This is a genomic window from Streptococcus ovuberis, from assembly GCF_012396585.1.
Lineage (GTDB): Bacteria > Bacillota > Bacilli > Lactobacillales > Streptococcaceae > Streptococcus > Streptococcus ovuberis.
Genome location: NZ_JAAXPR010000005.1, coordinates 26110 through 46394 on the forward strand (window position 1 = coordinate 26110; position 20285 = coordinate 46394).

Genomic DNA, 20285 nt, shown 5'->3' on the forward strand with positions numbered 1-20285 from the left:
CATGGATCAAATCATTTTGATGGATACAGGTTCTTAAATTTTTTATGAAATTATGGATACAAAAACAGGTCTGCCAGTAAAATGGCAACCTGTTTTTATTTGGGGTAATTCTCAAGAAATTGGATGGTTTGGTGATCTAGGGAAGCGATACGGCAGATTGAATGGACAGAAATGCCCTTTTCATCTAGCTTTTGGCGTCCGACTTGGAAGGATTTCTCAATGCAGATGCCGATTCCTGCAATGCTGGCACCTGCTTGCTCAACTAAGTCAACAAGCCCTAGACAGGCTTCGCCATTAGCCAAGAAATCATCGATAATAAGAACACGGTCCTCAGCCGTTAAGTATTGTTTGGAAATGATGACACGGCTAGTGATATTTTTGGTATAGCTGTGGATGTCTGTTTCATAGCGTTCTTGGTTGGCCAGAGTTGAGGGCTGCGTTTTTTTGGCAAAGAGCATAGGGACTTCAAATAATTCAGCTGTCGCCAGTGCAGGGGCGATACCAGAAGCCTCGATGGTAAAAATTTTTGTAATTCCCTGATCCTTGAAAATATGGTAAAACTCCTGGGCAATTTCTTTGATGACGACTGGATCGATTTGGTGATTCATGAAGGAATCCACCTTCAAAACGTTATTAGGAAAAACCTGTCCGTCTCTTAGGATCCGTTCTTTGAGAATGCTCATGCCTTTCTCTCCTTTAAGATGATGTTTAAGATTAAGGCCACTAAAGTCCCTGTTGAAATGCCTGATGATAGCACCATTTGCAAAGCTACTGGCAGAGATTGCAGGATTTCTGGGCGAACGGTAACCCCTATACCAAGGGCAAAGGCTACAGAGATAATCAAGAGCTCACGGTCTCCTAATTTGATTTGTGTCAAGGTCTTGAGACCTTGGGCAGCAACAAGGCCGAACATGATAACCCCTACACCGCCCAAGACAGGCTGTGGCATCACAGCGATTAGGGAGCTAAGCTTAGGAAAGACTCCTAAAAGGGTTAGGATAATCCCAGCAACAATCATAACATGGCGACTAGCCACTTTGGTTAAGGCAATGAGGCCTACGTTTTGAGAGAAAGAAGTGTTTGGTCCAGCGCCGAAAAGTCCAGAAATCATGGAGCCAATCCCATCAGCCAGCACCCCAGCAGCGGCACGGTCGCTGCTAACCTTCACCTGAGAAGCTTCACCGATCGCCATCATAATACCGACAGTACCGATTGTCGAAACGAGATAGGCCGGTACAAAAGACAGAGTGGAAGCTAGATCAAAGTGAAAGCCATAACGTAGGGGGTGAGGAATTTCAATCCAAGCGGCATCAGTCACGGCTTGCAAGTCAACCATCCCTAAGGGAATACAGATCAAGTAACCAAAAATGATGCCGATGAAAACAGCCGCTGTTTTCCACATGCCTTTTCCAAAGTGGTTCAAAAAGAGGGTGAAAAGCATGATCACAAAAGCAACAGAGAGGTTTTTCAACGACCCATAGTCGGCTGAACCAAAGCCTCCAGCCGCCCAGTCAATACTAACAGGTAAAAGGGTGATACCAATCAAGGAAACGACAATTCCTGTGATGAGGGGAGGAAAGAATTTCATGAGAGGCTTGATAAAACGGCTGAGAATAATCTCAACTAAGGATCCTGTAATCGTGGCTGCAACAATACCTGCCACCCCAAATTTTGCTCCAACACTAATGGAAGGATTAACAAAAGTGAAGTCAGTTCCCATCATACCAGAAACCCGGGAACCAATTGGACCGAGTCCTTTAGATTGTAAGATTGTCGTCAGACCAGAGGCAAAGATGGTAGCTCCGACCATAAAGGAAATCTCCTGGACACTCATATTGAGGGCGCTGCCGACAACCAGTGGTACAGCAATGATTCCTGCAAAGGCAGCTAGAATATGCTGGAGGGCGAGAATGATGGTAATGGGAAGCGGAGGTCTATCTTCAATCCCGTAAATCATCTTATCCTGATCGTTTGGAATATTTGGCATTTTTAAACTCCTTAAATTATTTGTAGAAGAATTCTACCATAAAAACAACAAAATAGAAACAAAAATTTTTAATTTAACATAAAATGTTCGTATTTAACAGAGTTACTAAAAAATCCTCTTTAAGGTGAAAGAGGAGAGAGCTTGCAGAGGATGTTTTTAGCAGGTAGGAGGTTGAGCTTGTGTTTCGTCAAGTTTATCAGAATGGTTGGCCGGATTAGTTTTAAGAGATTGCTCAGCAATATAGGCTAATTTTTCTGAACGCTTTTTACGTTTGAAATGACTTTCAGCAGACATGGCGGCCTGCTTGCTATCAAAACGTTCTGAATAGAGGAGGCTGACAGGAAGCCTAGCTCGAGTGTACTTAGCCCCTTTTCCGGCATTGTGGGTTTTAAGACGTTTATCAAGGTCAGTCGTGTAGCCGGTATAGAGACTATCATCTGAGCACCTGAGGACATAAAAGTAGGCGGGTTTATTTTCCATGGTAGATATCAAATACTTGTGATGTATAACTTCCGTCAGAATTATGGACGATTAGAGGAGGCAAGATTTTGAGGCCTTGGGGAGAACCATCTTTGATGGCTTCAATAAGGATCATGTTGGCTTCTTTATCGGCTTTAGGGTGAATGAACTGTAGGCGTTTGGGAGCCAAGCGATATTTGCGCATGGTTTCAATGATTTCGATGAGGCGATCTGGTCTATGGACCATGGCCAAACGTCCGTTGGACTTGAGAGCCTGCTGACTGACCTTGCAAATGGCTTCTAGGTCTGTCGTGATTTCGTGGCGAGCTAGTAGGTAGTGCTCACTTAGGTTTTTCTTGGAAGTTTCCGTTGCCTTAAAATAAGGGGGGTTGCAGAGAATGAGATCGACTTTTCCGCGTGGAATATGGTCCAAAAGATTAGCTAAGTCATCTTGAATGACACTGACCTGGTTTTCTAAACTGTTTAATGCAATAGAGCGTTGGGCCATGTCTGCTAAGCGTTCTTGAAGCTCGATGCCAATGATTTTGGCCTTGGTGGCCGAGGAAGCAAAGAGGCCGACAGCCCCATTTCCAGCACAAAGATCGACCACTAAGCCTTCCTTGGGAAATTTTGGAAAGCGCGACAAAAGCACACTGTCCACAGAATAGCTGAAGACGGCCTTGTTTTGAATAATTCTCACATTAGTTGAAAAGAGCTGATCAATACGCTCTCCATCTTTCAAAATTGGATTGGTCATGGTATAATTATATCATATTAGGGTAGAAAAAGTGATAGGTTGATTTGCTATCGCTCTAGAGGAATAATCGTGTTTTATACTTACTTGCGAGGTTTTGTTGCTTATGTGTTGTGGATTGTCAATGGTAATGTCCATTACCACAATACTGATCGGATCATTTCTAAAACGGAGAATTATGTTTTCGTAGCGCCACACAGGACTTGGTGGGATCCGGTCTATATGGCCTATGCGACCAGGCCCAAACAATTTGTTTTTATGGCTAAAAAGGAACTCTTCACCAATCGTATGGTTAGCTGGTGGATTCGCATGTGTGGCGCTTTTCCTATTGACCGAGAGAATCCTAGCACAGATGCTATTCGTTATCCAGTGAATGTGCTCAAAAAGACCAATAAATCTCTCTTGATGTTCCCGTCAGGTAGCCGTCATTCCAAAGAAGTCAAGGGCGGTGTGGCAGTGATTGCCAAGATGGCCAAGGTCAAGATTCAGCCAGCTGTTTATGTTGGACCGATGACCTTTAAGGGATTGTTGAAGCGCGAACGGATTGACATGAACTTTGGTGAACCGATTGACATCTCGGATATCAAACGGATGAACGATGAAGGGATTGCAGAAGTAACACGCCGTATCCAAGCTAGTTTTGACGCTCTGGATGCTGAAATGGTTCCTGTCCACGATAACAAGAAACCAAATCCTTTGATGTGGCTGCTTTGGATTCCGGCCGGTTTGATGGCTATTATCGTGGCCGTTCTGACAGCACTTTTTAGCTGGCTTGCTAGTTTTGTCTGGGACCCTGATAAACACCGTAACATCGATTAAAAAGCAAACACCCCTGCTCCAATTGGGTTGACCAAGACGAGAGGGGTGTTTTTATATTGAATTAAGCGCCTAAAATCAGATAGCCAAGTCCCATAGTCACCCAGAAAGCAAAAATGAAGAGCAGGCCGAAAATGAGATACTTGATACTACGGCAAATCAGCCCCAAGCCCAGGCAAAGCCATCCGATAACCGGAAGTACCTGAAGCATATAGGTGTTGCGGATCATATAATTGTCACCTAAATACTGGCCTGGCAGAAGCAATAGCCCGATCCAAATGAGTAAGGGCACAGCAATCAAGTGGTTGCTGTAGGTTTTTCCCAGTGTTCTAATGTTTTTTAGCATGGCTAAACCTTCTTTTAAAGTTGATGTTGAGAACAAATCATAAGGGATCCGTGGGAGGATGAGTCGGTTTCTATACGGCTTTATACAAAACTGGTTAATTACTTTCAAGACTAGTATATCACAAAAGCTCAAAAAAAAAGCATTCTTAGAAGAAAATGGAGACAAATCCGTCAAAAGATACTTTTTAAGGATCGGAAAAAGAGATTAACACAGCCTCCTTTTCGAGGCTACAGGCCGCGCCTCTTTTGGGGATGCAGGGTCAACGAGTGCCCGTATGCCTCATAACATAACAGAAATGAAGGGTTTAGGAGAGTCATATTCTAATCAAAAATGGCGTTTTAGCTCTTTTTAGCAATTGGCTTTTCTTTCGACGTTTTTCCACGAATTAGAAGTTAAGGAGGCTTATATGAAAGAAAATATGATGGCTAAATGGCAGGAGTACAAGGTGTGGATCAGTTTAGGGGTCATGGGCCTGCTTATTGGTAGTGGTTTGCTACTGGTTTACCAACCTGCTCAGGCAGAGCAGGTACCAGATGTCTTGACTCTGGCTAGCACCAAGGCTTCTTCAAAAGATGAGGTGCCGATCGCAGAAAAGGCTTCGGACAAGGTTGAGTCAAAGCCCCAAACCATCATGGTTGATGTCAAAGGTGCTGTAGAGCAAGCTGGGCTCTATGAATTGTCAGCAACCAGTCGTGTGGCAGATGCGATTGACCTAGCTGGTGGTTTGACAGAGCAGGCTGATCCCAAGTCCATCAATCTCGCCCAGAAGTTGGTCGATGAAGCAGTCGTCTATGTAGCGACCAAGGAAGAAGCCATTAGTGTGGTGGCTGCTTCAGTAGCCCCATCTACATCAGATAAGGAAACGGCTGATTTGGTCAATCTCAATACAGCAGATGCTAGTCAGCTGCAGACCATCTCAGGGATTGGGGCCAAGCGGGCTCAGGATATTATTGCCTACCGTGAAGCCAATGGTCCCTTTAAAACGGTCGATGACCTCAATCAGGTGTCTGGTATCGGTGACAAGACCCTGGAAAATCTCAGAAGCTATGTCACAGTGGATTAAGCGCTGGGACCTGGCTCCGGTTCAGTTGGCCCTTGTTCTGATCGTTTTTTACTACCTTGTAGCCTTTCCAGGCCCTGTGACGCTGACTCTAGCGCTTTTAGTTTTGGGGCGACTCTATTGGAAAGGGGGCAAGAAGGCCAATCGTTTTCTGCTAGCCGCTGTTCTTCCTTTTCTGATTCTTTTTGTGGGTCAGGCTTACCAAAAGGGGCAAAAGCAGCAAGCTCTCCCAGACCGTATTGAACAGTTGCAGGTCATCCCAGATACCATTCGCATCAATGGAGACAGTTTGTCCTTTCGAGGAAAACAGGATGGCCAGCTCTACCAAGCCTTTTACAAGTTAAAATCTAAAGAGGAGCAAACCTTTTTTCAAGGATTGACTCAGGCGGTTGATCTGACCATAGAAGGGGAGTTGAAAGAGGCGGAGGGTCGCCGTAATTTCCAAGGTTTTGACTACAAGGCTTATTTGGAGACCCAAGGAATTTATGCGACGGTTTCGATTGCAGAAATCAAGAACGTTCGAAAGTCACGGTCCCTCAATCCCTTGATTTGGCTATCGCAGTGGCGGCGTTCGGCTTTAGTCTACATCCGACAGAAGTTTCCAAGTCCTATGAGGCACTACATGACAGGCTTGCTTTTTGGCGATCTGGACAAGGAATTTGAAGAGATGGGGGACATCTACTCTAGTCTAGGCATTATTCACCTTTTTGCCTTATCTGGGATGCAGGTGGGCTTCTTTGTGGACAGGTTTCGCAGGGGCCTGCTTAGATGCGGTATACGTCAAGAGCTAGTTGATATCTTGCAGGTGCCTTTTTCTGTTGTTTATGCGGGGTTGACAGGTTTTTCTGCCTCGGTGATTCGGAGCCTCTTGCAAAAGCTCTTGGCCAATCAAGGCATATCAGGTTTTGATAATCTAGGCTTGACCGTTTTGCTCAGCTTTTTGGTCATGCCCAATTTCCTGCTGACGGCAGGAGGGGTTTTGAGCTTTGCCTATGCCTTTATTCTGACCCTGATGGACTTTGACCACCTGGTGGGCTGGAGAAGAACCTTAACAGAGTCCCTGGCCCTATCTCTAGGGATCCTGCCCTTGCTGATTTGGTATTTTGCCAGCTTTCAACCTCTCTCCATTCTCTTGACCTTTGCCTTTTCTATCCTCTTTGACAGTCTCTTCTTACCGCTCTTGAGCCTGCTCTTTTTGCTGTCTCCTTTTTGGACAATAGCAGAGCTGAATAGCTTGTTTCAAGTCTTAGAAAGAATCATCAGCTGGTTAGGGGCTTTGAATCTGCGACCGCTGGTGCTTGGAAAACCAAGTTTACTGATATTGCTGGCCCTTTTGTTAGGACTGGGGCTGGTCTATGACCATTACCAGAAGACAAAAGTCTTGGCTGGGCTCAGCCTGTTACTTGCTCTGCTATTTTTCCTCACCAAACACCCGCTGGAAAATGAGGTGACCGTGGTGGATATCGGTCAAGGGGATAGTCTATTTCTCCGAGATATAAGAGGAAAGACAGTTCTGATCGATGTGGGCGGAAGGGTGAGTTTTGAGCCTGAGGAGGACTGGCGCCAAAAGCAGGTGTCCAGCAATGCAGAACGAACGCTAATTCCCTACCTCCATAGCCGAGGGGTGGGAAAGATTGACCAGCTGGTATTAACCCATACCGATACGGACCATGTAGGGGATTTAGAGGAAGTTGCTAAGGCGTTGAGCATTGGAGAAATCCTAGTCAGCCAGGGGAGCTTGACCAATGCGGACTTTGTCGACCGTCTGAAAGCACTCAAGGTCAAGGTGCGCGTGCTGACAGCTGGCGACAGCTTGCCCATCATGGGCAGTCGACTACAAGTGCTCTACCCTTGGGAGACAGGTGATGGTGGCAACAATGATTCCCTGGTTCTTTATGGGAGACTCCTAGGAGCCAACTTCCTTTTTACAGGGGATTTGGAAGAGGGAGAGTTAGACCTGATTGAACGCTACCCTAGTCTTCCAGTTGATGTCCTCAAGGCCGGACACCATGGCTCTAAAGGCTCCTCCTATCCTGAGTTCTTAGACCATATCAATGCTAAAATTGCGCTAGTCTCTGCGGGAAAAAACAATCGCTATAAACATCCCCACAAGGAGACCTTGGAGCGATTTGCCAACCAAAACATGACGGTTTACCGAACTGATCAAGATGGTGCCATCCGATTTAAGGGATTAAGAAAGTGGTCAGTGGAGGTGGTCCGTTAGGTTTGTAAAAAGAATATTATATAGTAGGACGTTAACACTACAGAGCCAAAGTAAGCAGAAAAATTAGTTCTCAGAAGGCTAAATCTCAGACAAAAGATGAGTTTTGGGGGTGAAATTTATATAATGTGATTGCAATGGCTAAAATTTCGACTACCCCAAGTTCGTTTCAGGGAAATTTCTGACAAATACGAGCGACTCCAAAATAGTTGCAGACATTTTCTTCGTGCTGATATCCTGGGTTAACTCTAGGAAATGTCTAGACATCCCCTGTAGAAATGATATAATAAGAGTATTAGGACATATAAAAAAGGAGGACAAACTTATGTCACATCACGGCGGAGAACATCATACACATGAGGACCATCCTCATCAGCACGGAGAAGGGTGTGGCCATGAGGTCATTCAACATGGGGACCATGTGGACTATGTGCACGATGGACATATTCATCATGAACATGATGGTCATTGGGATGAAGCCCATGTGGTAGAGACGGCTGATCACATTATCCATGAAAACCATGACCATGAACATGGAGAAGGATGTGGTCATGAGGCCATCCAACACGGCGACCATGTAGACTATGTGCACGATGGGCATTTGCACCACAAGCACGAGGACCATTGGGACGAGTGTACTGTTGCGCATGACTAGTACAAGGTCTTAGACTGCTGTATGTCTAACTTGCAGAAAAGGAACCATTTTAGGATTCTGGAGGACAGAAAAACCAAGATGAGTCCTTTTTGTGTTTTGGAAAAAATCTAGCTGTTTCCAGTTATTTTTTACAGTTGAGCCATCTGTTAGCCAAGGAGGACTGGCGTGATGTCATTATGGCTCTAGTAGGGGTTAAGGCTTGAACCTTTATGGCAGATGACAAGTAAAAGGCAACCCTGTGGAGAGAAGGTATCGTTTTAGTAGAGGCATTTATCAGGCCTGTTTAAAGAGTTTACAGATAGGAGTGTCTTATATGGTATCAGACATTGAAATTGCGCATTCCGTTGAAATGGAATCTATTGTAGAGGTTGCCAAACGTATCGGAATCTCAGAAGAAAATCTATCACTTTTTGGAAAATACAAGGCTAAAGTTGACTTAGATCAGCTAGAAGCCCTTAAAGATAAGCCAGATGGGAAATTGATTTTGGTGACAGCTATTTCGCCCACACCAGCGGGTGAAGGAAAAACAACGACCTCTGTGGGATTAGCAGATGCCCTATCCCATATTGGTAAAAAAGCGGCCATTGCACTGCGTGAGCCATCTCTAGGCCCTGTCTTTGGCATTAAGGGTGGTGCAGCAGGTGGAGGCCGTGCTCAGGTTGTTCCAATGGAAGATATTAACCTTCATTTTACAGGAGACTTTCATGCGATTAGTGCGGCTAATAACTTACTTGCTGCCATGATTGACAACCACATTCACCACGGAAATCCCCTTGGAATTGACAGTCGTCGGATCACTTGGAAGCGGGTCGTAGATATGAATGACCGCCAGCTTCGCCACATTGTCAATGGGTTACAGGGCAAGGCTAATGGTGTGCCACGGGAAGATGGCTATGATATCACCGTTGCATCGGAAATCATGGCCATTCTTTGCTTGTCCGAGAATATCCTTGATTTGAAAGAACGGTTGGAAAAGATTATCATTGGCTACAACTACCAGGGGGAACCTGTGACCGCTCGTGATTTGAAGGCGGCAGGAGCTATGGCGGTTCTTCTCAAAGAAGCCATCAATCCAAACTTGGTTCAGACCTTGGAGCACACACCAGCCTTTATACACGGTGGTCCATTTGCCAATATTGCCCATGGCTGTAATAGTGTGCTGGCGACTAAATTGGCCCTCAAATATGCGGACTATGTGGTCACAGAAGCTGGTTTTGGCGCGGACCTTGGTGCTGAGAAATTCATTGATATTAAGTGTCGTTTGTCAGGACTTCGTCCATCAGCTGTGGTCCTTGTGGCGACCATTCGTGCTCTCAAGATGCATGGTGGCGTAGCTAAGACAGAACTTGGTAGTGAAAATGTGCAAGCAGTCCTTGATGGCCTACCAAACCTAGAAAGACACCTGAAGACTATTCAAGACGTCTATGGTTTGCCAGCAGTTGTGGCGATTAACAAGTTTCCGCTGGACACAGAAGCAGAATTGCAAGCTGTGTATGATGCCTGTGCCAAACGCGGTACCCAAGTCGTGATTTCTGATGTTTGGGCAAATGGCGGAGCAGGTGGCCGCGATTTGGCAGAAGCAGTCGTCAAGTTGGCCGAAGGCAAAAATAACGTCAACTTTGTCTACGATAGCGAAGATTCTATCGAGACCAAGCTCAATAAAATTGTCACCAGAGTTTACGGCGGAAAAGGCGTAAAACTCAGTCCGACAGCTAAGAAAGAGTTGGCTGACTTGGAGAGACTTGGATTTGGCCACTATCCCATCTGTATGGCTAAGACCCAATACTCCTTCTCAGACAATCCATTGCTACTTGGAGCACCCGAGGACTTCACGGTTAAAATCAGTAACCTAAAAGTGTCTGCTGGTGCAGGCTTTATCGTCGCATTGACGGGTACTATCATGACCATGCCAGGTCTACCTAAAGTGCCTGCTAGTGAAAAGATTGATATTGATGCATCGGGAAACATTACGGGTCTTTTCTAAAAGAGAGGAGCATTTAAGCTAGTCTTCACCGAGATTGATGAATTGGTAAGTGTATGGAGTCCCTTATCATGTTTGAATATTAGTGGCATTTTGGATTATTCTAACTCAGACAATTCCTCTATGCGCCCGCAATAGACATAGCGTGTCAGACAGATAAGTGAAAATGGAAGCGGCCATCATTATACCACCTCTACTAGGCGTTGGTTTGACGAGTGATCTTAATCTCTAAGGTTTCCTTGGTGTCCCTAAAGATTGGATGGCTTCGACCCCTCAATAAAAGGCCTAACCTCTATCCAATAAGTTTTTTTTGACTATAATGAAACACTCCTTGAACCTTGTTGAGACAGCTCAAGGAGTGTTTTTGCTTAAGTTAGGCTTGACGAGCAAGTCCTGCTTTTGGATTGCTCTGGGCTTAGTGCTATTTGGTAAATTGTGACATAGAAATCTGATGGTTACCCGAAAGCGTTTTATGGTTCTCGAGCTGAAACTGGTGGCCCCAGGAGGTTGACTATCTTTAAAAATAAAGAGTTTGCTCAACAGATAATTGAGGCTAATGAAGAAAAAAACAGACCGATAAGAGAAACCACATCATCAATTGTTTTAGGGCTATGATTGACATACTGACCGATAAGTTCTGGGGAAACTTTCGTCAAAATAAGGGTTAAGAACAGATCAAGAAGAACGGTAGAAATGCGCGCTAAAGAAATTTCATCAACCGACTTGGCCAGCTAGTTCTTTGTTGCGTGAAGATAAACTTGTCGTTAACCACAAAAGCAAATAAGATGGCTGTGATATTCGCAACAAGAGCAGCAAAAAGAGGCTCATAGGTTATTTGTAGAACCAGGATTATGGTAAAAAAACCAATTTTGTCAAGTTGCTAAAAATAAATAAGCGAACCGTTCGTTTTTTAATGGATTTTTCGTGGGACTAGTCTACCATTTTTTGAGATATTATGCTATACTAGGAACGTTGTTTTAGAACAACCCTTGACACTTCCTACCTTTTGTCAAGCATATTACAAGCGGTAAAGCCGCCAAAGGAGTTTTTATATGAAGAAATGGACACCACTTGATCTTGCTCAAATAGCAATGGTTGCTGCGATCTACATCGTGTTGACGCTGACCCCTCCTCTGAATGCTATTTCTTTTGGGGCTTACCAGTTCCGAATTTCAGAAATGATGAACTTTACAGCCTTTTATAACAAAAAGTACATTAGCGGAGTTACACTAGGATGTATGATTGCTAATTTTATCGGTTATGGTTGGATAGATATGGTTGTCGGTGGAGCCTCAACGTTGGTTTTTCTGACTCTGGGTGTTTTTCTGTTTGAGCGCTATATGAAGACCTATCTTTTTAATGGTCTGATCAATAAAGCCTTCTTTTATTTTGCGCTATTCTTTTCCTTGAGCATGTTTACTATTGCTTGGGAGTTGAATTACCTTTACCAAGTCCCATTTTTCGTGACTTGGCTAACGACTGGTCTTGGCGAATTCGGCTCTCTGATGGTGGGCGCCATTCTTATGGAAAAATTAAGCAAACACATTGATTTACGATGATAAAAAAAATCTGGGGTGGGCCAGATTTTTTTTATCATTGCTTTGGAAGTAAATGTGAGCCTTTTGCCTCTGTTTTTGGTATAATCAAATCATGTATACCACAACCTTAATGTTAACTAGCCATATACTGTGTGTGGCTCTATCCTATCACTTGTTGACAACAGTGGTGGATTGGTCTAAGTTTACCAAAATCCATGCTGAAAACATTGGGCGCTTAAGGCTCTTGGTCCTTTTATTCAGTATGGGATTGGGATTTTTAGTGAGCCATTTGCTTCTGGATTTGTTAAGCATCGGGCGCAGTTTAACAGTGGCTTTTCTTTAGTAAAAGATTAATCTAACATTTTGATGGCTATGGAAAACCTTAGAATGTATGATGAAATGAGAGATGAAGGAATCAGAAATGGAAGAAATACTAATCACAGGTGGTGCAACTCGCTTATCTGGTCAAGTCACCATTGAAGGGGCCAAAAATGCAGTTTTACCCATTTTAGCAGCAACTATTCTAGCTAGTGAGGGGCAAACAAAACTGACAAATGTTCCTATTTTGTCGGATGTTTTCACCATGAACAATGTAGTACGTGGCCTTAACACCGAGGTCGTCTTTGATGAGGCCATGAATCAAATTATAGTTGATGCGACTCAGCCACTGCATGGAGAAGCGCCCTATCGTTATGTTAGTCAAATGCGGGCTTCAATTGTGGTATTAGGCCCTTTATTGGCACGTAATCATTATGCTAAGGTATCCATGCCAGGGGGCTGTACGATTGGGTCTCGGCCGATTGACCTTCACCTCAAAGGCTTAGAAGCCATGGGAGCGACCATTCATCAGACGCATGGCTATATTGAAGCTAAGACAGATGGCCTGAAAGGTGCCTATATCTATATGGATTTTCCAAGTGTAGGAGCGACCCAGAATCTTATGATGGCAGCTACTCTAGCCCAAGGAGTTACCACTATTGAAAATGCTGCTCGTGAGCCTGAGATAGTAGATTTAGCAAACCTTCTCAACAAGATGGGAGCCAAGGTCAAGGGAGCAGGAACTGATACCCTGACCATAGCAGGCGTGGAGCGGATGCATGGTGCTGAACATCATGTGGTTCAAGACCGTATTGAGGCTGGAACCTTTATGGTAGCTGCTGCTATGACCAGTGGGGATGTTTTGATTAAAGATGCTGTATGGGAACACAATCGTCCGTTACTGGCTAAATTGCTAGAGATGGGAGTAGATGTCACGGAAGAAGCTGAAGGGATTCGGATACAGTCGGATGTCACAAAGTTGAAACCTGTTACGGTCAAAACACAACCTCATCCAGGTTTTCCGACCGATATGCAGGCGCAGATGACTGCCTTGATGGCTGTTGTCCAGGGAGAATCGACCATGATTGAGACAGTTTTTGAGAACCGTTTTCAACATCTTGAAGAACTGCGTCGGATGGGATTGCATTCAGAGATTTTAAGAGATACAGCTTTGATTCATGGTGGGAGTCCTCTTCAAGGAGCGCCAGTTCTGTCAACCGATTTGCGGGCGTCAGCAGCTCTCATTTTGACCGGCCTCGTAGCAGAAGGGGAGACACGGGTTGGGAAATTGATTCATTTGGATCGCGGTTATTACCGTTTTCATGAAAAATTAGCTCAACTAGGAGCAGATATCAGACGAATGTCGCAGGAGGAAACGAATGAAGCCTAGTCGTCAAAGTAGTCAATACGTTGTTCAACAGCTGATCATCCTTCTTTTAATCGTCTTAGCTGCCTGTTTGCTATTTGCTGTTGGTCTGATGGTCGGTTATGGTGTCATTGGAGATGGTGATTCCATGTGGTCTATCCTATCGCCTGCAAAATGGCAGGAATTGATTGGTAAATTTACTGGAAAGTAGGCTAAGCCTGCTTTTTCATTGGAGAAAAGATGAAACAAACAAAGAAACCAAAAACGCTTTGGGGTGCTTTATTGGCCCTTGTTTTGGCGCTATCAGGGTATGGGGTCAAGGAAACGGGCATTCTCACTGATCATCGCCCCCACTATGATGTGACTATTCCTGTCTATCAGACGTCATCTTGGCAGGAGACACCGGACGAATGCTTAGCTAGCTCTGTCTTGGTCGAAGAAGTTCGTGCTCAATTACCCCAGCCAATTCAGTGGAACGGTTCGGGCGCATTTATCCTCAACCAAAATAAAACGGATTTAGATGCGGAAGTGTCCTCTCTTCCTTATGTAGATAATAAAACCAAGATAATTGAAGGCCAAGAAGTTCCTACCGTAGCTAATGCCTTGCTTTCAAAAGCTACCCGGCAATACCAAAAGCGAGAGCAAAATGGTTCTGGAAGAATGGATTGGACACCTGCTGGTTGGGATCAAGTTCATGGGCTAGAGGGAGAGTATGATCATGCGGTAGACCGAGGACATTTAATCGGTTATGCCTTAGCTGGTGGATTGAAAGAGTTTGATGCATCAACTGCTAATCCTAAAAATATAGCCGTTCAAACGTCATGGTCTAATCAGGCTTATGAAGAGTATTCAACTGGACAAAATTACTATGAGACGTTGGTGCGCAAAGTCCTTGATCAAAATAAACGAGTGCGTATGCGAGTAACCTTAATTTATGCTGATGCGGACGACCTTGTTGCTGTTGGTCGTCAACTAGAAGCGAAGTCTTCGGATGGTAGCCTTGAATTTAATGTTTTTGTTCCTAATGTTCAAAATGGTCTCAGTTTAGATTACGAAACAGGAGAAGTGACTAAATACCATTAAATGCTATAGTGACCGTTATGGTCTGGTTTTAAGACTATTTCAATTGCCTCATTCTTTAGCTATTGGTTACTGCATTGGGATATTTGCCGGGTGCATTTTTTCACACGGGTGACAATTGGTACTTTTAAAAACAGTATGCTCCTCTAAAGCCATTTTGCATGACGAATGGATTATGTTGAGAAGGCTAAGGACTCAACTCCTGAACAGCAAAGGGATAAAGAAAATTCAGTTTTCGGTCAGTGAAGTTTCAGATGTCGGTTTAGTTTTTAAGATGAAAATTATGGTATAATTCTAACGAAATGAGCAGATGATTGACTAAAAGCAAACTCTTTTCACGAAATGTTCTAAAAGGTATGTGATTTGAAGAGGGGGATGTATTTTCATCCTGCATGCGCCGTGTCAAAGCCTGGCCTAGGACTTGCGACTTTGATTATTTTTTGCTAAAATAAAAAACAATTGAATAACAACCTTTGAGACTAGTATGTTTAGGGAAACTGTCCAGGGAGTTGAGTCATGACTGCAAGCTCAACCAGTGAAACTTTACTGAATTCACTCAGCATAAGGTTATTAATTAAGGTCTGCGCCGAGCAGATAAAAACGGATGGTACCGCGTGTCAACGCTCCGCTAGTGATAGAGGAGTATTGGCACGTTTTTTTGGGGAGTGAGACAGAACCTTAAAATTCGTCGTCCTGCCCCAAAAGGCTTCCACAGTCAGAGAAGCGATTGTGGAAGGTACGAGCTTTGAAAGTCGAACGTGAGCAGATAGCTAAGGAGCGAAAGGACCCAAGTTGCCGATAGTCGCGACTCTTTAGCGAGATCGTTTATTGGGAATCCTGTACATTAATTGTCAACTGTGTTCTTAAAACATCTTCAAGAGATAGCATTTATGACCTAGCTTCACCGTTTTTACTTACCAACCGGACCAGTTTAATGATAGAAAGGAAAATTATGGATTTACAAACACAACTCAAAGATTTACAGGCGACGACCGTTGCCAAACTCAAGGACATTCGGCACGAGAATGTCAAGGACCTCCAAGACCTTAAGGTGCAGGTTCTTGGGAAAAAAGGCTCCCTGACCGAATTGCTGAAAGGCTTAAAAGACTTGTCCAACGATCAGAAGCCGATTGTCGGTAAGATGGTCAATGAGGTGCGTGATGTGCTGACAGCTGCCTTTGACGACGCTGCCAAACTCTTGGAGGAGGCAGCCATTGAAGCCAAGTTAGCTGCTGAAAGCCTCGATGTCACCTTGCCAGGTCGCCCGATCAAGCAGGGCAATCGTCATGTCTTGACCCAGACCAGCGAGGAGATTGAAGACATTTTCCTCGGTATGGGCTTCCAGATTGTCGATGGGTATGAGGTGGAGAAGGACTATTATAACTTTGAGCGGATGAACCTGCCTAAGGACCACCCAGCTCGAGACATGCAGGACACCTTCTACATCACCGAAGACATCTTGCTTCGCACCCACACCAGCCCTGTTCAGGCCAGAACCATGGACCAGCATGACTTTAGTCAAGGACCGCTCAAGATGATTTCACCGGGGCGGGTTTTCCGTCGTGATACTGATGATGCGACCCATAGCCACCAGTTCCATCAGATTGAGGGGCTCGTGGTCGGTGAGAACATCTCCATGGGTGACCTCAAGGGCACGCTTGAGATGATTATCAAGAAGATGTTCGGTGAGGACCGCAAGATTCGCCTGCGCCCGTCTTACTTCCCATTTACAGAGCCGTCGGTTGAGGTCGATGTGTCCTGCTTCAAATGTGGCGGTGACGGCTGTAACGTATGCAAAAAGACGGGCTGGATTGAGATTTTGGGGGCTGGTATGGTTCACCCGCGTGTGCTGGAGATGAGTGGCATTGACCCCGAGGTTTATTCTGGCTTTGCCTTTGGTCTTGGTCAGGAGCGGATTGCCATGTTGCGCTACGGCATCAACGATATCCGTGGCTTCTACCAAGGCGACGCCCGCTTCTCGGAGCAGTTTAAGTAGGAGGAAAGTTTCATGGTCAAAACAGTTGGTATTCGGCCTGTTCGATTAGACGAGGTTGATATTTTAAAGGAAATAGCGGAGCAGACATTTACGGAGACCTTTGGTCATGACAATAGTCCTGAGCAGTTACAAGCCTTTTTTGAAGAGGCCTATGCCTTGCCTGTCTTGGAGGATGAACTGAAAGATCCTGATACAGAAGTTGACTTTATTTTGATCAATGATCAAATTGCAGGTTATCTCAAACTCAACTGGAAAGCTGCCCAGACAGAACAGGTTCTGGATCAAGCCATGGAAGTTCAACGCATTTATGTTCTCCAAGAGTATCAAGGGTTAGGCTTAGGTAAAGAAGCCTTTGATTATGCTTTAGAAGCAGCAAAAGACAGCCAAGTGGATTGGGTGTGGCTCGGTGTCTGGGAGCACAACTACAAGGCTCAAACCTTTTATGCCAAGTATGGCTTTGAAAAATTTTCAGAGCACCGATTTCCTGTCGGAGACAAGATTGATACCGACTGGCTGATGAAACGGAGGATTACCAAATGACCCCAGAACAGTTATGGAAAGAATATAAGACAGTTAACCCTCAAGCAGGAGATGACTATGAGGCTTGGGCCTTCGGCGTTTTGCCAGATGAACTCGCTCAGTTAGTCCTAGACGGTACCAAAACCGCTACCGCCTCTGGCTATGACCTCTATGCCCTAGATAATGACCCTCTGCCAGAAGCAGGCAGCTATGATGTTGTCTTAGACGGTCAAGGCAATGCTGTCTGTGTGATCAAAGTGATCAAGGTCTATGTCACGCCCTTTGATGAGGTGACCGCTGAGCATGCCTACAAAGAAGGCGAGGGCGACCGCAGTCTAGCCTACTGGCGACAAGTTCACGAAGACTTTTTCAAACCTTATTACAAAGAAGCAGGACTTGTCTTCAACGGTCAGTCAAACATTGTCTGCGAAGAGTTTGAAGTGGTGTATCCAGTCCCATATCAAGAATAACAAACGAGCGAAGCGAGCCTGTTGCAGAAAATACGCTTATTGCTCAGCAAAAAAGCGAGCGTTAGCTCGCCAACTGATACTTTTCGCTGTGGCAAGAGTGATATCGGTGAGAACTCACCGATATCGCGACGGAACTTCGGAGACCTTAGGCTCCGAAGTTAGCAATGAAACGCCTTTAGGCGGTTGCTTGCGTCCGTGCCACCTAAGAAAAGTATCAAAAAAAGAAAAAACAGAAAGAAGAACCCATGTTAGTATCTTACAAGTGGCTAAAAGAGCTGGTCGACATTGATGTCCCAGTCGCTGAATTAGCCGAAAAAATGTCAACGACCGGTATCGAAGTAGAGGGAGTGACGACGCCTGCTGATGGTCTGTCCAATATCGTGGTCGGTCATGTCCTCTCTTGCGAGAATGTGCCTGACACCCATCTCCACCTCTGTCAGGTGGACACTGGTGATGGTGAACCCCGCCAAATCATTTGTGGAGCGCCTAATGTCCGTGCAGGCATCAAGGTCATGGTGGCTCTTCCAGGGGCTCGTATTGCTGATAATTACAAGATTAAAAAGAGCAAAATCCGTGGGCTGGAGTCTCTTGGCATGATTTGCTCTCTGGGGGAGTTGGGCGTTTCCGACAGCGTGGTGCCCAAGGAGTTCGCCGATGGTATTCAGATTTTGCCAGAGGAGGCTGAAGTTGGTCGCTCTGTCTTTCCTTATCTGAGTATGGACGACGCCATCATCGAGCTTTCCATCACACCTAACCGTGCCGATGCCCTCTCCATGCGAGGCGTTGCTCACGAAGTAGCAGCGATTTACGGTAAGTCGGTGCATTTTTTGGAAAAATCGCTGAGCGAAAGCCAAGTTCAGACTGCCGATAAGCTTTCGGTAGCTATCGAGACGGACAAGGTGCAGAGCTACCAAGCCCGTATCGTGGAACATGTGACCATCGCCCCGAGCCCGCAATGGCTGCAAAACCTGCTCATGAACGCTGGTATTCGTCCCATCAACAACGTGGTCGATGTGACCAACTACATTCTGCTCTATTACGGACAGCCCATGCACGCCTTTGACTTGGATAAGTTTGACGGCAACCACATCGTGGCTCGTCAGGCTCGGGACGGTGAGACCATCATCACTCTTGATGGTGAGGAGCGTGAGCTGGTGACTGACGATATCGTGATTTCGGTCAATGACCGAGCGGTTGCCTTAGCAGGTGTCATGGGTGGTCAAGCCACAGAGATTGATCACCAATCAACCAATGTCGTTCTTGAAGCGGCAGTCTTTGATGGCAAGTCCATCCGTAAGACCTCTGGTAGGCTCAACCTGCGTTCGGAAAGCTCTTCACGTTTTGAAAAAGGTGTCAATGTCGCAACGGTTTCAGAAGCTTTGGACATGGCAGCAGCGCTTTTGCAAGAGCTAGCAGGTGGTCAGCCGACAGCGGGTCGTGTGACAGCTGGTGACTTGGACACTGCACCAGTTGCCGTGACCAGCTCCCTAGCCCATGTCAATAGTCGTTTAGGGACAGCCTTGACCTATGCTGACATTGAGGCTATCTTTGCCCAGTTGGGCTTTGGCTTAGAAGGATCAGCCGACAGCTTTACGGTCAGTGTGCCAAAACGCCGCTGGGACATCAGCATTCAGGCGGATTTGGTCGAGGAAATTGCCCGTATCTACGGTTATGATAAGCTCCCAACTACTCTGCCTGAGACAGGTGGGACAGCAGGCGAGTTGACGATGACTCAGCGCCTCCGTCGTCAGGTGCGGACCTTGGCAGAGGGGGCAGGCTTGACTGAGGTGATCTCTTATGCCCTGACTACGCCAGAAAAGGCGACAGCCTTTACCCCAGCACCGACTGCCCAGACAGAACTCATGTGGCCGATGACGGTCGATCGTTCTGTCTTGCGTCAAAATATGGTCTCTGGTATGCTCGACATCGTCGCCTACAACGTTAACCGCAAGAATAAGAACCTTGCCCTCTATGAAATCGGCAAGACCTTTGCCCAGACTGGCAACCCACAGGAAGACCTACCAACGGAAATCAATAGTTTCGCCCTTGCTCTGACAGGACTAGTGGCAGATAAAGACTTCCAGACCCCAGCTGTGCCAGTCGATTTTTACTATGCCAAGGGGATCTTGGAGATGCTATTTGCCAAGCTAGGACTTGAGGTGACTTATGTGCCAATGGCAGAGCCGGCTAGCCTGCACCCAGGTCGGACAGCAGAGATTCAGCTGGCAGATGGCACCAGCATTGGCTTTATCGGTCAGGTGCACCCGCAGACGGCCAAGGCCTATGATATTCCTGAGACCTATGTGGCTGAGCTCAACCTGACAGCGATCGAGGCTGCCCTGCCAGAAGCGGCTATCTTTACAGACATCAGCAAGTTCCCAGCTGTTAGCCGTGACATCGCTCTGCTCTTGCCAAAAGCCACTAGCCACCAAGCAGTGCTAGAAGCCATCGCAGCAGCTAAGGTCAAACGCCTGACAGCCATCAAACTCTTTGATATCTATGAAGGGGACAAGCTGCCAGCAGGCACCAAGTCCATGGCCTACAACCTGACCTTCCAAAACCCAGAAGCCAGCCTAACGGACGAGGAAGTCGCTACATTTATGGATAAAATCACTAGCTCTTTGACCAACACACTCGGTGCAGAGGTGCGATAAGGATACAGCCCAACCCAGCTATATGGCTGGGTTTTTGGTATAATAATGGAACATAGAATACCAAT

Annotated in this window: 20 protein-coding genes and 1 riboswitch; of the genes, 14 read left to right on the top strand and 6 right to left on the bottom strand. The window is 45.7% G+C overall.

Annotated elements, in window-relative coordinates:
• Nucleotides 1-95 precede the first annotated feature (95 nt).
• The 4 genes from HF992_RS04035 to HF992_RS04050 all read right to left on the bottom strand — a co-directional run bounded on the left by HF992_RS04035 (nucleotide 96) and on the right by HF992_RS04050 (nucleotide 3203).
• Nucleotides 96-683 carry a xanthine phosphoribosyltransferase gene (locus HF992_RS04035; RefSeq protein WP_168548778.1) on the bottom strand — a complete coding sequence of 196 codons (588 nt, stop codon included), beginning with the start codon at nucleotides 681-683 and terminating at the stop codon, nucleotides 96-98.
• Nucleotides 680-1987, bottom strand: a complete 1308-nt coding sequence (locus HF992_RS04040; protein WP_168548779.1) for a nucleobase:cation symporter-2 family protein — start codon at nucleotides 1985-1987, stop codon at nucleotides 680-682. Before HF992_RS04040 ends, HF992_RS04035 begins: the two co-directional genes overlap by 4 nt.
• Before the next feature lie 156 nt (nucleotides 1988-2143).
• Nucleotides 2144-2467, bottom strand: coding sequence for a GIY-YIG nuclease family protein (locus HF992_RS04045; RefSeq protein WP_168548780.1), 324 nt, complete (start codon nucleotides 2465-2467; stop codon nucleotides 2144-2146).
• On the bottom strand, nucleotides 2457-3203 hold the full coding sequence (locus tag HF992_RS04050) for a tRNA1(Val) (adenine(37)-N6)-methyltransferase (RefSeq protein WP_168548781.1): 747 nt from the start codon (nucleotides 3201-3203) through the stop codon (nucleotides 2457-2459). Before HF992_RS04050 ends, HF992_RS04045 begins: the two co-directional genes overlap by 11 nt.
• A 69-nt stretch (nucleotides 3204-3272) precedes the next feature.
• Between HF992_RS04050 and HF992_RS04055 the strand changes: the two genes are divergently transcribed.
• The gene (locus tag HF992_RS04055) at nucleotides 3273-4019 is read left to right on the top strand and encodes a 1-acyl-sn-glycerol-3-phosphate acyltransferase (protein ID WP_168548782.1); all 747 of its coding nucleotides are present in this window, start codon (nucleotides 3273-3275) and stop codon (nucleotides 4017-4019) included.
• Nucleotides 4020-4080: 61 nt separating this feature from the next.
• On the opposite strand, the gene HF992_RS04060 is transcribed toward HF992_RS04055, so the two are convergent.
• A complete protein-coding gene (locus tag HF992_RS04060) occupies nucleotides 4081-4362 on the bottom strand; it encodes a hypothetical protein (protein WP_168548783.1) in 282 nt (93 codons plus the stop codon).
• 406 nt (nucleotides 4363-4768) lie between these two features.
• On the opposite strand from HF992_RS04060, the gene HF992_RS04065 reads away from it, so the two are divergent.
• The 4 genes from HF992_RS04065 to HF992_RS04080 all read left to right on the top strand — a co-directional run bounded on the left by HF992_RS04065 (nucleotide 4769) and on the right by HF992_RS04080 (nucleotide 10282).
• Nucleotides 4769-5425, top strand: coding sequence for a helix-hairpin-helix domain-containing protein (locus HF992_RS04065; RefSeq protein WP_168548784.1), 657 nt, complete (start codon nucleotides 4769-4771; stop codon nucleotides 5423-5425).
• Nucleotides 5409-7646 (top strand): DNA internalization-related competence protein ComEC/Rec2, encoded by a 2238-nt coding sequence (locus HF992_RS04070; protein ID WP_168548785.1) that lies wholly within the window; start codon nucleotides 5409-5411, stop codon nucleotides 7644-7646. The genes HF992_RS04065 and HF992_RS04070 overlap by 17 nt, the downstream gene beginning before the upstream one ends.
• A gap of 322 nt (nucleotides 7647-7968) precedes the next feature.
• On the top strand, nucleotides 7969-8298 hold the full coding sequence (locus tag HF992_RS04075; RefSeq protein ID WP_168548786.1) for a hypothetical protein: 330 nt from the start codon (nucleotides 7969-7971) through the stop codon (nucleotides 8296-8298).
• Between the two features lie 313 nt (nucleotides 8299-8611).
• Nucleotides 8612-10282: a formate--tetrahydrofolate ligase gene (locus HF992_RS04080; RefSeq protein ID WP_168548787.1), complete on the top strand. Its 1671-nt coding sequence runs from the start codon at nucleotides 8612-8614 to the stop codon at nucleotides 10280-10282.
• Nucleotides 10283-10979: 697 nt separating this feature from the next.
• Here HF992_RS04080 and HF992_RS12345 read toward each other — a convergent pair.
• Nucleotides 10980-11147 (bottom strand): GtrA family protein, encoded by a 168-nt coding sequence (locus HF992_RS12345; protein ID WP_168548899.1) that lies wholly within the window; start codon nucleotides 11145-11147, stop codon nucleotides 10980-10982.
• Nucleotides 11148-11233: 86 nt separating this feature from the next.
• Nucleotides 11234-11332: riboswitch (PreQ1 riboswitch) on the top strand.
• Between HF992_RS12345 and HF992_RS04090 the strand changes: the two genes are divergently transcribed.
• The 9 genes from HF992_RS04090 (at nucleotide 11332) to pheT (ending at nucleotide 20220) form a co-directional block, all read left to right on the top strand.
• Nucleotides 11332-11838 (top strand): QueT transporter family protein, encoded by a 507-nt coding sequence (locus HF992_RS04090; protein WP_168548788.1) that lies wholly within the window; start codon nucleotides 11332-11334, stop codon nucleotides 11836-11838. It overlaps the preceding riboswitch by 1 nt.
• 109 nt (nucleotides 11839-11947) lie before the next feature.
• Entirely contained in the window at nucleotides 11948-12160 is a 213-nt protein-coding gene (locus HF992_RS04095) for a DUF1146 family protein (protein ID WP_246201235.1), read from the top strand.
• A 78-nt stretch (nucleotides 12161-12238) separates the two neighbouring features.
• Nucleotides 12239-13525 (top strand): UDP-N-acetylglucosamine 1-carboxyvinyltransferase, encoded by a 1287-nt coding sequence (gene murA / locus HF992_RS04100; RefSeq protein WP_168548790.1) that lies wholly within the window; start codon nucleotides 12239-12241, stop codon nucleotides 13523-13525.
• Complete coding sequence (locus HF992_RS04105; RefSeq protein WP_168548791.1) at nucleotides 13515-13712, top strand: DNA-directed RNA polymerase subunit beta; 198 nt, start codon at nucleotides 13515-13517, stop codon at nucleotides 13710-13712. Before murA ends, HF992_RS04105 begins: the two co-directional genes overlap by 11 nt.
• Nucleotides 13713-13741: 29 nt before the next feature.
• Nucleotides 13742-14584: a DNA/RNA non-specific endonuclease gene (locus HF992_RS04110; protein ID WP_168548792.1), complete on the top strand. Its 843-nt coding sequence runs from the start codon at nucleotides 13742-13744 to the stop codon at nucleotides 14582-14584.
• A 949-nt stretch (nucleotides 14585-15533) separates the two neighbouring features.
• Nucleotides 15534-16577: a phenylalanine--tRNA ligase subunit alpha gene (gene pheS / locus HF992_RS04115; RefSeq protein WP_168548793.1), complete on the top strand. Its 1044-nt coding sequence runs from the start codon at nucleotides 15534-15536 to the stop codon at nucleotides 16575-16577.
• 12 nt (nucleotides 16578-16589) lie between these two features.
• On the top strand, nucleotides 16590-17117 hold the full coding sequence (locus HF992_RS04120; protein WP_168548794.1) for a GNAT family N-acetyltransferase: 528 nt from the start codon (nucleotides 16590-16592) through the stop codon (nucleotides 17115-17117).
• On the top strand, nucleotides 17114-17566 hold the full coding sequence (locus HF992_RS04125) for an ASCH domain-containing protein (protein ID WP_168548795.1): 453 nt from the start codon (nucleotides 17114-17116) through the stop codon (nucleotides 17564-17566). The genes HF992_RS04120 and HF992_RS04125 overlap by 4 nt, the downstream gene beginning before the upstream one ends.
• A gap of 245 nt (nucleotides 17567-17811) precedes the next feature.
• Nucleotides 17812-20220, top strand: a complete 2409-nt coding sequence (gene pheT, locus HF992_RS04130) for a phenylalanine--tRNA ligase subunit beta (protein ID WP_168548796.1) — start codon at nucleotides 17812-17814, stop codon at nucleotides 20218-20220.
• The last annotated feature ends 65 nt before the right edge of the window (nucleotides 20221-20285 follow it).

Coding starts and splice junctions, on each gene's coding strand:
- HF992_RS04060 (WP_168548783.1), bottom strand. CDS start 4,362: ATGCTAAAAAACATTAGAACACTGGGAAAAACCTACAGCAACCACTTG.
- HF992_RS04045 (WP_168548780.1), bottom strand. CDS start 2,467: ATGGAAAATAAACCCGCCTACTTTTATGTCCTCAGGTGCTCAGATGAT.
- pheT (WP_168548796.1), top strand. CDS start 17,812: ATGTTAGTATCTTACAAGTGGCTAAAAGAGCTGGTCGACATTGATGTC.
- HF992_RS04050 (WP_168548781.1), bottom strand. CDS start 3,203: ATGACCAATCCAATTTTGAAAGATGGAGAGCGTATTGATCAGCTCTTT.
- HF992_RS04070 (WP_168548785.1), top strand. CDS start 5,409: ATGTCACAGTGGATTAAGCGCTGGGACCTGGCTCCGGTTCAGTTGGCC.
- HF992_RS04120 (WP_168548794.1), top strand. CDS start 16,590: ATGGTCAAAACAGTTGGTATTCGGCCTGTTCGATTAGACGAGGTTGAT.
- HF992_RS04035 (WP_168548778.1), bottom strand. CDS start 683: ATGAGCATTCTCAAAGAACGGATCCTAAGAGACGGACAGGTTTTTCCT.
- HF992_RS04095 (WP_246201235.1), top strand. CDS start 11,948: ATGTTAACTAGCCATATACTGTGTGTGGCTCTATCCTATCACTTGTTG.
- HF992_RS04110 (WP_168548792.1), top strand. CDS start 13,742: ATGAAACAAACAAAGAAACCAAAAACGCTTTGGGGTGCTTTATTGGCC.
- HF992_RS04090 (WP_168548788.1), top strand. CDS start 11,332: ATGAAGAAATGGACACCACTTGATCTTGCTCAAATAGCAATGGTTGCT.
- pheS (WP_168548793.1), top strand. CDS start 15,534: ATGGATTTACAAACACAACTCAAAGATTTACAGGCGACGACCGTTGCC.
- HF992_RS04105 (WP_168548791.1), top strand. CDS start 13,515: ATGAAGCCTAGTCGTCAAAGTAGTCAATACGTTGTTCAACAGCTGATC.
- murA (WP_168548790.1), top strand. CDS start 12,239: ATGGAAGAAATACTAATCACAGGTGGTGCAACTCGCTTATCTGGTCAA.
- HF992_RS04125 (WP_168548795.1), top strand. CDS start 17,114: ATGACCCCAGAACAGTTATGGAAAGAATATAAGACAGTTAACCCTCAA.
- HF992_RS04065 (WP_168548784.1), top strand. CDS start 4,769: ATGAAAGAAAATATGATGGCTAAATGGCAGGAGTACAAGGTGTGGATC.
- HF992_RS04080 (WP_168548787.1), top strand. CDS start 8,612: ATGGTATCAGACATTGAAATTGCGCATTCCGTTGAAATGGAATCTATT.
- HF992_RS04040 (WP_168548779.1), bottom strand. CDS start 1,987: ATGCCAAATATTCCAAACGATCAGGATAAGATGATTTACGGGATTGAA.
- HF992_RS04075 (WP_168548786.1), top strand. CDS start 7,969: ATGTCACATCACGGCGGAGAACATCATACACATGAGGACCATCCTCAT.